This window comes from Amaricoccus solimangrovi (genome assembly GCF_006385685.1).
In the GTDB taxonomy this organism is placed as follows: Bacteria; Pseudomonadota; Alphaproteobacteria; order Rhodobacterales; family Rhodobacteraceae; genus Amaricoccus; species Amaricoccus solimangrovi.
In genome coordinates, this window is sequence record NZ_VFRP01000033.1 from 19,697 (window position 1) to 32,949 (window position 13,253).

A 13,253-nucleotide genomic window follows, 5' to 3' on the forward strand; every position below is an offset into this window, starting at 1 on the left:
AGATCAGGCCCTGGAGCGGCTCTTGCGGCCAGCGGCTGCGAGGGCGGGGCGGCCGGCTTCCCGCTCCTCGTCGACGCGGCCCGCGCCCGAGGCGACGATGGCCGCCGCCCGATCGTCCTCGACCAGGCCGGTCCATCCTGGGGGATAGACGAGGATCTCGCCCTCGGTCAGCGGCAACTCGAGCCTGCGCTCGATCACGACACAGCGCATCTTCCCCGAAACCTCCCTGTCGGAATTGATGGCGGGCCGGCGCGTCGCTGGCCCGCCGGTGCTCAGGCGGATCAGTTGCTCGAGTGACCGCGCACCAGGACCGCGGGCCGCATGCAGATCGGCAGCGTGTTCATCTGCGCCTGAACGTCGACGAACTGGCCCCACTTCTCATCCGGCGCGATCTTGGCGTAGAACGGCTGGCCGGGGGTGTTGACGGTCTCGAGATAGTCCGCCGGGGCGTTGAACTGCCGGAAGGTGCTCCGGGTCCCGGTCGGGAAGAACCGCGCCTCGTTGTCCGGGATGAACTTGCGCGTGGTCCAGGTGCCGTCCTCGTTCGGCGTGTCGGCCGAGCCGAGATATTCCATCCAGGTGATCCCCATCCACCGGATACCCTCCTTGCGGGTGTCCTCCCGGAGCGGCGAGACGGTGGTGGCGTAGTACGTGTAGGCCTTCTGGAAGTCCTCCTGCTCCATGAGCCTGTCCCAGAAGCCGGGCGAGCAGAGCGCCGTCACACCGGTCATCATGTCGCCCTTGAGGTTGATCTCGATGTGGCGCGAGATCTCGCGCGACTTCGCGGCCCAGTCGGTCCCGGTCGTGCCGAAGGTGAAGTCGACCGCCTTCTGGGTGACGCCGAAGGCCGAGTAGAGATCGACGATCGTCGACCCGTCCGCGTCGAGCACCACGCCCCGCAGCGCGCCAGCGCGCAGGTATTCGCGCGTGATGTCGGTATTCGCCCGCAGGGTGATGATCCGGCCGTTGACCTCGTCGACCGCCTGCTTCAGCTCGCTCTCCGAGCCGAAAGCGCGGATGCCCTCGATCTCGTCGGCGGTGATCCGGGACTCCTGGGCGAAGCGCCGGGTCGAGAAGTCGCGCATCTCGCGCTTGCCATTGCGCAGGCCGGGCATCGGGGCGCCGCGCTGGCTCGAGGTGATCAGGGACAGGACGCCGTTCTGGCTCTCGATCTGGAACGCCGGCGTCCGGATCGACTTGTCCTGGAACAGGCCGAGTTCGCCGATCAGGCCGAACTGGTTCGGCACGACGTTGATCGCCTCGCTGAGTTCGCGGGTGTGGAATGCGCTGTCGCGAAAGATGTCCATGGTCGCCATGGCGATTTAGTCTCCGTTTTCGGGAATGGGACGCGGCATGGCCGCCGAGGAGGAAGAACGGTCAGTCGGCGACGATGCCGACCGCCCTGAGCGCGGTGACGGCGGCGTTGCGCTCGCCGACGGTATCGATCGAGGAATGGAAGATCAGGGCGGAGCGGTTGAGCTTCGCCTCGCGCACCAGCGCGACCGCCCGGGCATCGGCCGAGGCGGCGGCCGCCGTCGTCACCAGGACCGCGACGGGCGTCTCGGACCCATCCGAAGCCCCGGGCGCGGAGAGGGCGTACTTGCCGCTCGCGGTCACGATGCCGAGCACGGCGCCGACCGTGAGATCGGCGCCGGAGGCGACGGTGATCTCCTCGCGGCTGTAGCGATTGTCCGCCTCGTAGCGGATCAGATCGCCGAGATAGTTTCCTTCGGTCAGCGTTGCCATCGACGGGCTCCTCGCATGAAAAAGCCCGCGGGAAGACGCGGGCGTGAAGCGGATGTGGCCGGGCCCGCCGGAGCGGGCCGAGCCGGGTCAGCGGCCGGCGGCGGACGCCCGCATGCGCTCGGCGGCGCTCACGCGCTCCCGGGCACCGCTGGCGCCGGGCACGGCGGGCGAGGGCACGCCGCCCTGGGCGCGCATCGCCTGCGCGAGGCGCCCGGTGGTCGCACCTCCGACCGCGGCCTTCTCGAGGGCCGCGATCGCGGCCTTGGGCGCCATGTCGGTCTCGAGCGCGAGGTGGCGGGCCAGATCCTCGCGACCGGCGGCCGCCTCGGAGGTCAGGATCGCGGCGATGCGCTTGCGCTCGGAATTCCGGGCCGTCGCTTCGGCGGGCTCATCCTCCTCGACACCGCCGTCGCCCTCGTCCTCGGCGGGCGGCGGAGTGGTCTCCTCCTCGCCCCCGGTTTCATCCTCGGTCGAGGCGGCCTCTTCCTCGGGCGTCTTCGGATCTTCCGGCTCGGCCGAGAGCTTCGCCGCGGTCTGTTTCGTCATGAGGATCTGTCCTCCGTTGAAGGTTGATCCGCCGCCATTCATCTCGGCGACGAACTCCAGGAAGGCCTCGCGCGGTTCTCCGACGGCGTCGGCGAGGCCGGCTGCGACGGCGTCGGCGCCGGTCAGGCATCGCGCCTCGGTCGCGAGCGCGGCGTCGGCGCTCAGCCGATCCCCGCGCCCCGCCGCGACCGTCCAGGCGAAGAGCTGGCGCAGACTTTCCATCTCCGCCTCGAAATCCGCGCGCACCGCCTCGGGCAGCGGGGCGTAGGGATTTCCATCGACCTTGTGCTTGCCGGCGTGGATCAGCGTCACGCCGAGACCCGCCGTGTCGAGCGCGCGGGACATGTCGACATGCATGCAGAGCACGCCGATCGAGCCGAGCCCCCCGGTGCGCGGCACGACGATCTCGCCCGCCTGCGACGCCAGCGCATAGGCGGCCGAGAACGCATGCTCGGCGATGAAGGCCCGGACCGGCTTGAGCGCGCCGATCTCCCGGACGCGATCGGCGAGGCCGAAGCAGCCGGCGACCTCGCCGCCAAAGCTGTCGATCTCGAGTGCGATCGCTCGAACCGCGGGGTTGTCGGCCGCCGCGTCCAGCTGCGCCCGGATGCCCTCGTAGCTCGTCTGCCCGCTCGACTTCCCGACCCAGGCGCCGCGATGCACCAGGACGCCCGCGATCGGCACGATCGCCACGCCGTCGACCAGGCCGTAGCCATAGCCGGGCTCGACCCACTCCGCGAGCTCGTTGCCGAGCAGCGAGGCGAGCGGGCGCTTCGCAGCGGGCACGTCGTCTTCGTCGTCATCGAGGAAGGCCATCGGCTGGCCGAGAACCCGGGCGCCGAGCCCGTGCGCGAAGGCGACAGCCTTGCGTGGCTCGACGAGCAGGGGCGCGTTGAAGGCGCGCGCGGCGATGTGAGGGAGCATGCGCGGGCCTCAGTAGCGGCCGACGAGATCCGAGGCCGTCGACGTGGCGCGGACATGGGTGAAGCAGCCGAGGAACTCGACGCCCGACGGCACATTGAGCATCGTCCTGTCCTCGGTGTCGCCCACGTGGCGCACCACCATGGTGCCCCCGTTCCCGACCCAGATCGATCGCGTGACGAAGGGCAGGGCCTCACTCTCGGCGGGGTCGATGTCGAACGAGTGACGCGGCACCCCGAGGAAATCATCCTCGTGACTCACGAAATGATCAGGCATCCGGTGTCCTTTCCGGTTCGGGGGCGCGCTGCTCCGGCGTCCCGAGCAGCTTCGCGAAGCTTTCCTGCATCGGGTGGAGGCAGCCGTCCGGCATCGCGGCGATCTCGCGCCGGATCTGAGCCAGGTTCTCGGTCAGATCCGCGCCGCCGAGCTCGGCCGCCTCATCCTCGAGGGTGGAGAGGCCGAGCGCGACGCGCATCGCGGCGGCCTGCGCCTCCTTCACGGGATCGACGAAGCCCTTTCCCGGCCCGATCCATTTTGCCCGGGCATAAGCCGCCCAGGCTTCGTGGAAATCGGGCGCCCGGCGCGGCATCGGCAGCAGGCCGGCGTCCCACTTCTCCTCGAGCCAGGCCATGAAGAACGGCTGGCAGAAACCTCCCGAGAAATTGGCCCGGCGGGCCGTCAGGCCGCGCCATATCTCGATCAGCGCGGCCCGGGCCGAGCTGTAGTTGACCTTGCTCCAGTCCTGGGCGACCTGCTCGTAGGACTGCCCGGTCCCAGCCGCGATATGGCGCAGGACGGCGCTCTGGAACTCACCGAACTGGGCCGAGGGGCGCGCCGAATCCACCACCCCGATCTCTTCCCCGGGATAGAGGTGCGGGATCTTGGCCCCGCCCATGCGCACGGCGCCCTTGTCGTCGTAGTACGCGGAGCGTTCCGCGTTGTAGGCGTCCCAGGCGCCGCCGTTCTCGCTCAGGAGGTCCGTGATCGCCTCCGGATCCATCGGCGATTTCACGAATACCGCCAGGATGGCATTCAGCACCGCCGCCTGCAGCTCGACGCGGCCGTACTGGTCCTCCATCCGGAGCTTTTCCATGATCGGAGCGAGCCGCGAGACCCCGCGCGTCTGCCCGTCGCGGTGCTTGTCGAAATAGTGGAGCACGATCGGGCGGCCCCAGGCGTGCTCGCGCGCGAACCGGGTCCATGACAGCGCTTCCGTGCTGGCCCAGCTGGTTCCCGGGTGCGCGTTCCTCAGGTGATAGGCCATCGAGGCGCCATTCGCGTCGATTTCCACGCCACCGCGCAGCGTCGCATCGTCCGCCAGGCCCATCGGATTGCAGAGGAGGTCCGGATCGACCACCCGCAGCGTGGTCCGGACCGGCCGGTCCTCCTCCCAGCCGATCACGCCGACCGCGTCACCGTCGATCATGTAGCTCCGGTAGGCCATGCCGAAGAGTTGAGAGATCGAGAGCTGTCGCGAGGCGTCGAGATACCGGCGCGGATCCTCCGCGTCGAGCTGCCAGTGCGCCTCGACCGCCTCTTTCCAGTCCCTCGCCCAGCCCTCGTCGAGGCCAAGCGCGCGCCAGTTCGGCTTCGAGAGTGGCCGGAAGGCTGAACCGATGACCGCGTCGACCTCGCGCACCGCCGCGCCGGCCGCCCAACCGTTGTTGCGGGTGATGTCGCGCGCGCGGGCGACGATCTGGTCGCGGTCGCGGAGATATTCCGCGTCCGGCGCGCGCAGCGGGGCATGCCAGTTGACCATGGCCTCGCTGGTCCGGTCTCCGGCGAGGTAGGCCGCGCCCTGCCCGCCGACCGCGACGGCGCCGGCGCGCGGACGCGACGGAAGCAGAGATCTCAGCCGGTCGAACATCAGAAGGTCACCCTGATCGCTCGGCGACGCCGCGTCGTTCCGCCCTCGGCGGCGGCGATCTGGTCGCGCAGACCGCGGATGTAGGTCTCCAGCGCGGGCGCGTCGGCGCGGGCGTAACGAGTCACGCGGCCATCGTACTGGATCTCGATCGCGGCGCCCGTCGTCATCAGCCTGTGCCTGGCCGCCTCCGCCTCCTCGAGGCGCGTCTTCAGGGTTTCGAGATCAGCCATCCACGCCTCCTCACGGCATCATCCTCACGCGCTGGCGCCGCTCCTCGGCCGCCGGCGGCGCGACTGGCGCCACGGTGGGGGCCAGCATGTCGAACAGCTCGCGCTGCGCCTCGGGCGGGGCCACTCCGCGCTCGGCGTCGAGCGCGTCCCATTGCAGTTCGGTCATCGCCGCCCAGCCGGCCCGGCGAGCCGCCGCCTCGGCGTAGAGATGCGCGTCGAGGGCCTCATTCCGTCTGGTCGCCTCGACGAGCTCCCACTGGGAGGTCACGACGCCGCTGCGCTGCCGGCGCAGCACCCGGACTTCCGCCGTGATCTGCCGGTAGAACTCGTCTCCGAGCCCCGTCGCGAAGGCGACGAAGCCCCGCGCATCCGGATCCTCGCGCTCGAGCCGCGCGTAGAAGTCCGCCTTCATCTGGCTCACGTTGAGCATGAAGCCCTGCTTGGTCCGGGCCTTGTTCGGCTTCCCGTCCCGCCTGCGCTCCTGCATCGGCATCATGATCGGGCCGTTCTGCGAACTCGATCCCTTGATCGCGATCACCCGGTGGCGCGGGTAGCGCTTCACCCAGGTCCAGACGTCGTCGGTATAGGCGCTCGAGTCGATCGCCAGCGCGTCGAGCCCCAGTTCGAGCCCGGCGGTGGTCCGCCATTTCGCCCGCAGGTGGGCGTCGAGCGCGTCGCGGCCGGCCTCCTCGCCGATATGATGCGGGATCACGACGTGGTCGATCACCCAGCTGCGCCGGTCGCGGCCCCAGGCGACGATCTGCAGTTCGATCCGGTCGCCCTGGCAATCGACCCCGCCGGTCAGCATCACGCCCCGCGCCGGCACGCGGCCGCGCGCCAGGTAGGCTCCTTCCTCGCTCTTCTCGACCCGGTCGCGCAGCCTGGTCCAGTCCTGCCCGCCGCTCGCCTGCTCGTATTCGAGGCCGAGCACGTCATTGAAGAACGTCTGCTCGGTCTCGGCCTCCGGCTCCGTGTCCGCCTCGCGGGCCTCGCCCGCCGCCAGCGTGCTCCATCCCATCACGCGGGCGTATTCCACGGCGATCGACGCCCAGTCGCGCTGGGGCGCGTAGGCGCGCCAGAGGAAGAACCCTGGATGATCACCGGCGGGGTTCGTCGCGACCCACCGCCCGGCGCTCACCATGGCCTCCTTGTGGCCGTGGTGGATCGCCGCGCCGCAGGCCTCGCAGGTGAAATGCGCGGCGTGCAGCCGCTCCGGATCGATCGAGGCCTTGAAGTTCTCCCAGGTCAGCGGCGCCATGTTTCCGCAGTGCGGACAGGGCACGTGGTAGAGCCGCTGGTCGCTCCGGGCGAACGCCTTGCCGATCCGGCAGGTGCCCTTGATGAGCGAGGTCGAGACCCGGAGGATCTTGGCATCCTCGAACGCGGAGGCGCGGCTCTCCGCGAGGCTCTCCGGATCGCCCTTGTCGCTCATCTCGTATTTCGCGACATCGTCCATGATCACCAGGCGCCGGGTCGTTCCGGTCAGGTCGGCCGGCGATCCGGCCGAGGCGACCTTCAGCGATCCGTCGCGCGCCAGCGTCTCCTGGTTCTGCGTCGTGTCGGTCTGCTCGCCGCGACCATCCCCGAAGATCCGCCGGAGGCTCGGCGCCTGTCGTCTGAGCGGCAGCCACTTCGTGCGCGTCCAGTCGGCCGCCGCGCTCATCGTCGGGTGCACCACCAGGGCGTCGAGCGGGCCGTATTCGAACCAGGCGCCGAGGGTCGGATTCACCACCGACACCGTCTTGCCCCACTGGGCCGATCCCTTGACCGTCACCTCGCGCGCCGGGTGTTCCGGCGAGAGCACCTCGTGGACCCCGCGCAGGAACGGAAAGCGCGTGATGTCGAACGGTCCCGGGAACGGGGACCGCTCGTCGAAGATGACGTTCTCCTCGCACCAGCGCGTGATGTCCGGCGGGGGCGGCGGCCGCAGCGCCGCGGCGAAGCCGCGCGCCACCGCCGCCTCGGCGGGCGCGAGGAAGCCCATCAGAAATCCTCCTCGCTCTCGGCGTCCGACAACAGCGCGTCGCGCTCGACGAGCTCGGCCGCGTCCGCGCGGTCGCCCCGGTGCCGGCGCCACTCGTCGAGGATCAGCTTGCGGACGACGCGGGCGTCGAGCTGGTGCGCGTCGGCGACGCTGCGGGCAAGGCCGCGCAGGAATGCGAGGACCTCGCCGAGTTCCCGGGCCATCTGCCGTTGCGCCTGGCGCTCGACCTCGGACGCGAGCACGAACGCGCGCTCTTCCTCGAGGTTCTGCCGCCGTGCCCGGCGCGCATCCTCCTGCGCCTTCAGCGTCCGGGCGGCCTCGTAGGGCGTCTCGGTCGGCCCGGCCACTGGAAGCGCCGGGGCCACCGAGCGCGGTGCCTGCTCGTCGGTTCCGACCGGGCTGCCCGCCATGATCCGCGCCGCCGCGCGCTGGGTCCCGGCGCCGTTGCCGAGGCGCTGGCCCGGATCGATCCGGCGACCGAGAGCCTCGGCGCAGGCAACGGGATCGAACCGGCGCTGGCGACGCTCGCCGTGGTAGCAGCCGTCGAGCTTGCCTTCCGAGACGAGCTGGCTGATCCGGGCCTTCGAAACGCCGAACGCCCGCGCGAGTTCGGTCGTGTTGAGCCCCGTCATCGCCGTTTCGCTGTCTCGCCCCCGCTTGGTTAAGGCTAACTGTCTGGTTTAGCTTACAAAAAGTTACGCGCCCCGCCGGCCCGCATACGTTCCACGCGCCGGGAAGGACCCGCCGAACGCCGCCCGGGCGCCGACGCCTCCGGGGGCCGGGGCACCGCGCAGGCGGATGCGGCCTCAGGCTCTGGCTAACCCATTGAAAAGAAAAGGCGTCGCGCCTTTATCGAGGCGCCGCGCCGTGCGGTCATAGCTTCGCTGTCGGGCTGGCTAGTATCCCTGCCAGCTGGTCAGTGCGCGGCTCTGCTTGTCGCGAGGCCAAGGCCTCGGGCTGCCAACGGTTCCACTGTCGCCGCCCTTACCACTAGCCTAACCCTTCGCGTTAAACAAGAGCCCGCGCGGCGCCAGCTCATATCGCCGATTCCACCGAGCCGAGGTTTGCAAGATCCACGCGGACAGGTCGCTCCGAGCCGAACATCTCGAAGATGACCTTGGCCTCCGTCGGCGTGATCTCGATCACCTTGCCGCGCGACCAGCCGAGCGGCCCCTCGAGCACCTCCACCGCTTCTCCGACCTTGAAGGCACGCCCCGTCGGCATCAGGCGCTGGATGGTCCTGGCCTGATCCTCATGCTCGACGTCGTGGAGACGACCGATCTCACGCTGGGGGATCGCGGCCGGAGCGCCTCCGAAGCCCATGACCCCGCGCACCATCGGGCACCGGAGAACCCGCGCCCAGCTCACGGCCTTCCCGTCGGCCGACGCGAGCGGCGCCGCGAGTACGTAGCCAGGCAGGATAGGCTGATACACCACACGCTTCTCGTGGCGCCGGTACTTGTTCGAGCGGACCCACTTCGACCGGACCGGCACCCAGGCATCGATCCCAGCGCGCAGGAGGATCTCCTGAACCAGGAACTCGGCCCGGTTGGGATGGTGCGGCTCGGGCGCGCCACTCGCCCCGTCCACCGGCACCGCCGGCCTGGCGGACCTCCGGACCATCGAGAGCTGCGCGTTCCCGACCGACGTCCGGCGCGGATCGACGCGAAGCGCGAACCAGGTCGCGGCGCGCTCGGCCGGGGCCTCGAATTCCTCGGCGGCGGCGATCTTCATGCGGCTTCCTTCCTTGGTCATGGTCATTCGTCCGCCAGTCCGATCGCATGGCCGCGCGTCGCGGAGATTTCTTCCCGGCGCGCGCGCAGCGCCTCGAGGCGCCGGCTGCTGTCGAGGATCACCTCCTCGGTGTCGCGGATCGCCTCGTCGATCTGGGCGAGGTCATGGGGAGCGAGATCCTTCACGCGGCGCCTTCCTCTCCCGAGAACACGAGACCGCGGACCAGATCGACCGCCTCGGCGAACCTGCGCTCCCAGTCGAGATCGGACTGGCCCGCGCTTCCCGCGTCGACCCGCTCGGCGATCACGGCGCGCTTGTGCCTCCAGGCATCGGCTTCGCGCCGGATCCGCACCAGATCGAAGTCATGGGGAGGCCGCCCGTGCCGGCGCAGGTATTTGCGCAGGGCGACCGCGACCTCCTGCCCCTCGTCCCAAGCCGCCCGGCCGGCCGCGCTCGCGAGCCAGGACCTGACGAGCCGGCTCTCTCCGCCCGGCGGACGGCACAGCTGCTCGGCCCAGTTCCGGATGCTGACCTCGTCGGGCCAGAGGTTCCGCGCATCGCCGCCGGCGGCGCGCTCCACCCCCTCGCAGAGCACTGAAAGGCTCGGCTCGTCGAGATAGGCGAACCGCTCCTCCAGGCGGCGCAGCATCGCGTCGTGGTCCTCCGCGCTGATCCGGGGCCGCCGCCTGAGCCCCAGCCGGCACAAGGGCTCGATCAGCACCCTGCGCACCCGCATGCGCCCGCTCTCGGCACGGTCCGCTTCGTCCTCCGCGTCTCTCTGCATCTGGATCCTTGGTTCACTCGCCGGCCGTGGGTTTTCCACAGTTTCGGCGGTTATCCACATGGGCGCTGTCATGGGGGTTAGGGGATTCTATTCTAGTCTGTTCTAGGAGCGTGACAGCGACCGGCGAAAATGGTGGCGGCGCCGCGACGGCGCTCTCCCGTGTGACTGTCGCGCGCTGAAGCGTGACAGTGCGCGTTACTGTCACGCACTGTCACGCGTGACAGTGCTTCATGCCGTATCCCTATGTGATCATGCCGAAAATCCTCTGAACCGCCGCGCGCACATCCGGCTTCGACTGCGGCAACGCGCGCTCCGCCAGCCATGCGCGGACCCGCAGGACCTTGTCCTCGTCCCTGGCGATCTGCTGGAAACCGAGCTCGCTGAGCGTCGCCCGCAGCCGGCCGAGGCGCTGCCGGTCGAGATTGCCCTGCCGCTTGCCCCGCGCCCTCTCGACGAGCTTCCACATGTCCGCCGCCACCTCGGTGACGACCGGATGCGCGAGCCTGACGCCGGCGGGCGCGCCGTCCTGATCGAGGACGCGCACCCGTGTCCAGCCGCGCAGCACGCCCGTCCTGAGGCGCTCCCAGCTCGCCATGTCGCGCCAGCAGCGCGCCGCGTGGGCGAGTTCGACGTCGGCGGTGGGAAGCGTCCCGCCCGGCGCCTGCGTGCCGAGCGCGTAGGTCCACAGCGCGAGCGAGGCGCCGATCTCCTCGTTGGTCGCGGTCGCGAACATCGTCGACCCGAAAAAGCGCGCGTGGTGGAACGGGAAATAGTCGAGCCCGCCGAGACGGCACTCGGTATGGAGGGGATAGACCGGAAGCTCGTCCTCGCCGGCGACCATGAGCAGGCCCGGCGACCGCTCCGCCGCGCTCATGGCCCCGCCCTCCGCATCCCGCGCCCGGATCGACCCGTATTGCCGCTGGAGAAGATCCGGCGCGCCTCCCACGGCAGCGCGCAGACGCCGGCGAAGAAGGCATGTGCCGGGTCGGGCTCGAGGCCGCAGAGAGCGCAGACCAGGGCAAAGTCGTGCGAGGGCCGGGGGCCGATCCAGCGCTCCGCGTCCCGGCGCAACGCGGGCTGGGAGAGGGCCAGGTCGGTCAGCACCTGCCAGAGGACGGCCCCCCAGAGATCCACCTCCCCCGCGCCGCCGCGCGAGGGCATGCGCGCCACGCTCGTCATGACGCGACCTCGCGCGGATAGTCGCCATCGCGTTCCAGCCGGCGCCTGCAGGGCGGGATCCAGCCGAGACCGGTCCATTTCGACGCGTCGAGCCAGACCAGCCAGCAATAGGCCGTCGCGGTCGAGCCCGTCGCGGTGAGGCGCCCCTTGTGCATCGGCACCCGCTCGCTGAACTGGAGGACGTAGGCGGGCGGGTTCACGCGATAGATCGCGTTGAACCGCTCCACCCCTTCGATGAACGAGGTGCGCACGAGCATCGCGAAGCCGTCGAGCGCCACCCTGCCGGCGCGTTCGATGAAGGCCTGCGCGAGCCGGAACGGCGGATTGGTGATCACCCAGTCCGGCCGCGTCGGGCAGCGCGGCCCCGTGTTGGCGATGAGGAAATCGCAAGTCGGGAGGCCGACGCCGTAGTCGTGCACGTCGCTGGCCCAGACCTCCGCGAAATACTCCGCCAGCGGCCGCGCCATGTGGCCCTCGCCGGCGGCCGGCTCCCAGACGGTCCCGAGGCCGTGTTCGATCAGCCCCTGAGCGAGGAGCCATTCGCAGAGCGCCCGGGTCGCCCAGGGCGGAGTGGGGAAATAGTCGAGGCTGTCGTGTGGCTCGGCGCGGCGCGCCATGACCGCGGCGCTGGTATTCTGGGTCATGCCGGCGCGCTCTCACTTTCCTCGGCGGCGCCCGACGCCCGCTGGAAGGCCCAGCCCGCCAGTGGCGTGCCTTCCATCCCCATCGCGTCGCGATAGAGGGCGAGCATCTCCTGTTCCTCGGAGATCTCCGACCACTCCCGCTGGCGCTCGCGCAGCAGCATCCGGATGATCTTCGTGTCGTAGCCTTGCGCCTTGGCCTCAGCCATGACGGCTTTCGTATCGTCCGACAGCGCGGCGCGTTGCTCCGCCAGGCGCTCGAGTCGCTCGACGAACGCCCGCAGCTGGCCGGCGACAACGGTGTTTCCTCTGACTTTCTGGCGTCTCGCCATGGCCTTCCTCCTTACTCCGCCGCCGTCCGGCCCGCCTCGGCGAGCCGCGCTTCCGCGCGCCGCAGCGCCTCGGCCTGCGCGGCCGAACCGCGCACGGGCACGAGGGTGTTGAATCGGTTCACGATGTCGGCCGGTTTCCGGCCCGGGAGCTTCTGGCTGATCTTCCAGGTGTTCTCGCCGAGGGCGAGGCCGCGCAGGATCGTGACGTCCTCCGCCGGCGACCAGCCGCCGTCCCCGAGCGCCGCGCGGCGCTGCGTCTCGGCATAGGTGTGCGGATCGACCACCTTCGCCGGCGCGGAGGACGCGGGCGCGACATCGGGCCCCGCGAGGCCACTCGGCATTATCGAGGATTCCGGCTCGGAATTTTGCGGAATGGCGTCGATGGCCTGCGCCTCGGCCTCCTCGACCGCTCCGGAGGGCGCGGGCGGTTCCGGCTCGTCGGCGGGCTCCGGAGCGGCGCTGGCCGCTTTCCGCGCCAGGTTCTTCGCCGCCATCACCTTGCCGCGCAGCCGCGCGAACTTCACGCCGGTGTCGTGGGCGACGTCGCTCTCCTTCTCGCCCGCCAGCACGCGGGCGACGAGCGGCTCCCAGCTCTCGGGCTCGATCCCGGGCGCGGATTTGCGCGGCGCGGCGGCGGAGGACGGAGGCGATACGGGAACCTCCGCCGCCGCCGCGCCACTCCCCTCCGTCGCGGATTCGCCCGCCGCGCCGGAGGATCCGGTTTCGTCCTGGTCCGGGAAGACGGGCGCGCTATCCATCGCACCGCCCCCCCCCTGCAGGGCCCGGCGCGGGCGGCGCGTCCGCCACGCCCGGGTCCCTGTTCACGATAACTCGCTCGTCGCCAGCCGGAGCCACGTCCTCGCGAACTTCCGGCGGATCGGCCAGAACTCGCGCAACCGGCCAGCCCCGGCTGTCGATCTCGACGCCGAGACGCAGCGTGATCTCGCGCCCCGGCACCGCCGCGCCGCCGAGCTCGCCGCCGATCGCCGCGTAGCCGGCCATGTCGATCCAGTTGTCCGCGTGGCCCGGATTGCCCTTCGCCCGCGCGAGCTTGAGAAGGACCATCAGCTGCGCGACGTCGGGCGCCGAGATGGCGATCCCCAGGTGCGCCGACCAGAGCGCGGCGATGCTGGCGAAACTGTCCTCCGCCCGCCCGTGCGTCGCGGCCCTGTCGCGGGTCACCGCGTCGCGCGCCTGGTCGAGCAGCGCCGCGCGCAGGTGGCCGTCAGTCGGTGTCGTGCTGCCCATCATCCTCTCCTCAGGCCGGGGAAAAGGCGCCGGGCCCGAAG

At 70.6% G+C, this 13,253-nt stretch carries 18 protein-coding genes; all 18 read right to left on the bottom strand.

Going from position 1 to position 13,253, the window contains the following annotated elements; all coding sequences use genetic code 11:
• Nucleotides 1–3: 3 nt before the first annotated feature.
• Nucleotides 4–210 (bottom strand): hypothetical protein, encoded by a 207-nt coding sequence (locus FJM51_RS20460; protein WP_140455989.1) that lies wholly within the window; start codon nt 208–210, stop codon nt 4–6.
• A 71-nt stretch (nt 211–281) separates the two neighbouring features.
• Nucleotides 282–1,316: a major capsid protein gene (locus tag FJM51_RS20465; RefSeq protein ID WP_140455990.1), complete on the bottom strand. Its 1,035-nt coding sequence runs from the start codon at nt 1,314–1,316 to the stop codon at nt 282–284.
• Between the two features lie 61 nt (nt 1,317–1,377).
• Nucleotides 1,378–1,746: a head decoration protein gene (locus FJM51_RS20470; protein WP_140455991.1), complete on the bottom strand. Its 369-nt coding sequence runs from the start codon at nt 1,744–1,746 to the stop codon at nt 1,378–1,380.
• Between the two features lie 87 nt (nt 1,747–1,833).
• Nucleotides 1,834–3,216: a S49 family peptidase gene (locus FJM51_RS20475; RefSeq protein ID WP_181164670.1), complete on the bottom strand. Its 1,383-nt coding sequence runs from the start codon at nt 3,214–3,216 to the stop codon at nt 1,834–1,836.
• A gap of 9 nt (nt 3,217–3,225) precedes the next feature.
• On the bottom strand, nt 3,226–3,489 hold the full coding sequence (locus tag FJM51_RS20480) for a spike base protein, RCAP_Rcc01079 family (RefSeq protein WP_140455992.1): 264 nt from the start codon (nt 3,487–3,489) through the stop codon (nt 3,226–3,228).
• Nucleotides 3,482–5,080 (bottom strand): phage portal protein, encoded by a 1,599-nt coding sequence (locus tag FJM51_RS20485; RefSeq protein ID WP_140455993.1) that lies wholly within the window; start codon nt 5,078–5,080, stop codon nt 3,482–3,484. The genes FJM51_RS20480 and FJM51_RS20485 overlap by 8 nt, the downstream gene beginning before the upstream one ends.
• Nucleotides 5,080–5,310 carry a gpW family head-tail joining protein gene (gene gpW, locus FJM51_RS20490; RefSeq protein WP_140455994.1) on the bottom strand — a complete coding sequence of 77 codons (231 nt, stop codon included), beginning with the start codon at nt 5,308–5,310 and terminating at the stop codon, nt 5,080–5,082. Before gpW ends, FJM51_RS20485 begins: the two co-directional genes overlap by 1 nt.
• Nucleotides 5,311–5,320: 10 nt before the next feature.
• Complete coding sequence (locus FJM51_RS20495) at nt 5,321–7,294, bottom strand: phage terminase large subunit family protein (RefSeq protein ID WP_140455995.1); 1,974 nt, start codon at nt 7,292–7,294, stop codon at nt 5,321–5,323.
• The gene (locus tag FJM51_RS20500; protein ID WP_140455996.1) at nt 7,294–7,926 is read right to left on the bottom strand and encodes a hypothetical protein; all 633 of its coding nucleotides are present in this window, start codon (nt 7,924–7,926) and stop codon (nt 7,294–7,296) included. Before FJM51_RS20500 ends, FJM51_RS20495 begins: the two co-directional genes overlap by 1 nt.
• Before the next feature lie 403 nt (nt 7,927–8,329).
• The gene (gene nusG, locus FJM51_RS20505; RefSeq protein ID WP_140455997.1) at nt 8,330–9,055 is read right to left on the bottom strand and encodes a transcription termination/antitermination protein NusG; all 726 of its coding nucleotides are present in this window, start codon (nt 9,053–9,055) and stop codon (nt 8,330–8,332) included.
• Nucleotides 9,052–9,213: a hypothetical protein gene (locus FJM51_RS23940; protein WP_181164671.1), complete on the bottom strand. Its 162-nt coding sequence runs from the start codon at nt 9,211–9,213 to the stop codon at nt 9,052–9,054. The genes nusG and FJM51_RS23940 overlap by 4 nt, the downstream gene beginning before the upstream one ends.
• A complete protein-coding gene (locus FJM51_RS20510) occupies nt 9,210–9,812 on the bottom strand; it encodes a hypothetical protein (protein WP_140455998.1) in 603 nt (200 codons plus the stop codon). Before FJM51_RS20510 ends, FJM51_RS23940 begins: the two co-directional genes overlap by 4 nt.
• Nucleotides 9,813–10,053: 241 nt before the next feature.
• Nucleotides 10,054–10,686, bottom strand: coding sequence for a hypothetical protein (locus FJM51_RS20515; RefSeq protein WP_140455999.1), 633 nt, complete (start codon nt 10,684–10,686; stop codon nt 10,054–10,056).
• Complete coding sequence (locus FJM51_RS23945) at nt 10,683–10,991, bottom strand: hypothetical protein (RefSeq protein WP_181164672.1); 309 nt, start codon at nt 10,989–10,991, stop codon at nt 10,683–10,685. The genes FJM51_RS20515 and FJM51_RS23945 overlap by 4 nt, the downstream gene beginning before the upstream one ends.
• Complete coding sequence (locus FJM51_RS20525) at nt 10,988–11,635, bottom strand: class I SAM-dependent methyltransferase (protein WP_140456001.1); 648 nt, start codon at nt 11,633–11,635, stop codon at nt 10,988–10,990. Before FJM51_RS20525 ends, FJM51_RS23945 begins: the two co-directional genes overlap by 4 nt.
• Nucleotides 11,632–11,964 (bottom strand): DUF2312 domain-containing protein, encoded by a 333-nt coding sequence (locus FJM51_RS20530; protein WP_140456002.1) that lies wholly within the window; start codon nt 11,962–11,964, stop codon nt 11,632–11,634. Before FJM51_RS20530 ends, FJM51_RS20525 begins: the two co-directional genes overlap by 4 nt.
• A gap of 11 nt (nt 11,965–11,975) precedes the next feature.
• On the bottom strand, nt 11,976–12,722 hold the full coding sequence (locus FJM51_RS20535; RefSeq protein ID WP_140456003.1) for an SANT/Myb-like DNA-binding domain-containing protein: 747 nt from the start codon (nt 12,720–12,722) through the stop codon (nt 11,976–11,978).
• Complete coding sequence (locus FJM51_RS23950; RefSeq protein WP_181164673.1) at nt 12,715–13,212, bottom strand: DUF6378 domain-containing protein; 498 nt, start codon at nt 13,210–13,212, stop codon at nt 12,715–12,717. Before FJM51_RS23950 ends, FJM51_RS20535 begins: the two co-directional genes overlap by 8 nt.
• Nucleotides 13,213–13,253 lie beyond the last annotated feature (41 nt).

Coding starts and splice junctions, on each gene's coding strand:
- FJM51_RS20460 (WP_140455989.1), bottom strand. CDS start 210: ATGCGCTGTGTCGTGATCGAGCGCAGGCTCGAGTTGCCGCTGACCGAG.
- FJM51_RS20465 (WP_140455990.1), bottom strand. CDS start 1,316: ATGGCGACCATGGACATCTTTCGCGACAGCGCATTCCACACCCGCGAA.
- FJM51_RS20470 (WP_140455991.1), bottom strand. CDS start 1,746: ATGGCAACGCTGACCGAAGGAAACTATCTCGGCGATCTGATCCGCTAC.
- FJM51_RS20475 (WP_181164670.1), bottom strand. CDS start 3,216: ATGCTCCCTCACATCGCCGCGCGCGCCTTCAACGCGCCCCTGCTCGTC.
- FJM51_RS20480 (WP_140455992.1), bottom strand. CDS start 3,489: ATGCCTGATCATTTCGTGAGTCACGAGGATGATTTCCTCGGGGTGCCG.
- FJM51_RS20485 (WP_140455993.1), bottom strand. CDS start 5,080: ATGTTCGACCGGCTGAGATCTCTGCTTCCGTCGCGTCCGCGCGCCGGC.
- gpW (WP_140455994.1), bottom strand. CDS start 5,310: ATGGCTGATCTCGAAACCCTGAAGACGCGCCTCGAGGAGGCGGAGGCG.
- FJM51_RS20495 (WP_140455995.1), bottom strand. CDS start 7,294: ATGGGCTTCCTCGCGCCCGCCGAGGCGGCGGTGGCGCGCGGCTTCGCC.
- FJM51_RS20500 (WP_140455996.1), bottom strand. CDS start 7,926: ATGACGGGGCTCAACACGACCGAACTCGCGCGGGCGTTCGGCGTTTCG.
- nusG (WP_140455997.1), bottom strand. CDS start 9,055: ATGACCATGACCAAGGAAGGAAGCCGCATGAAGATCGCCGCCGCCGAG.
- FJM51_RS20510 (WP_140455998.1), bottom strand. CDS start 9,812: ATGCAGAGAGACGCGGAGGACGAAGCGGACCGTGCCGAGAGCGGGCGC.
- FJM51_RS20515 (WP_140455999.1), bottom strand. CDS start 10,686: ATGAGCGCGGCGGAGCGGTCGCCGGGCCTGCTCATGGTCGCCGGCGAG.
- FJM51_RS23945 (WP_181164672.1), bottom strand. CDS start 10,991: ATGACGAGCGTGGCGCGCATGCCCTCGCGCGGCGGCGCGGGGGAGGTG.
- FJM51_RS20525 (WP_140456001.1), bottom strand. CDS start 11,635: ATGACCCAGAATACCAGCGCCGCGGTCATGGCGCGCCGCGCCGAGCCA.
- FJM51_RS20530 (WP_140456002.1), bottom strand. CDS start 11,964: ATGGCGAGACGCCAGAAAGTCAGAGGAAACACCGTTGTCGCCGGCCAG.
- FJM51_RS20535 (WP_140456003.1), bottom strand. CDS start 12,722: ATGGATAGCGCGCCCGTCTTCCCGGACCAGGACGAAACCGGATCCTCC.
- FJM51_RS23950 (WP_181164673.1), bottom strand. CDS start 13,212: ATGGGCAGCACGACACCGACTGACGGCCACCTGCGCGCGGCGCTGCTC.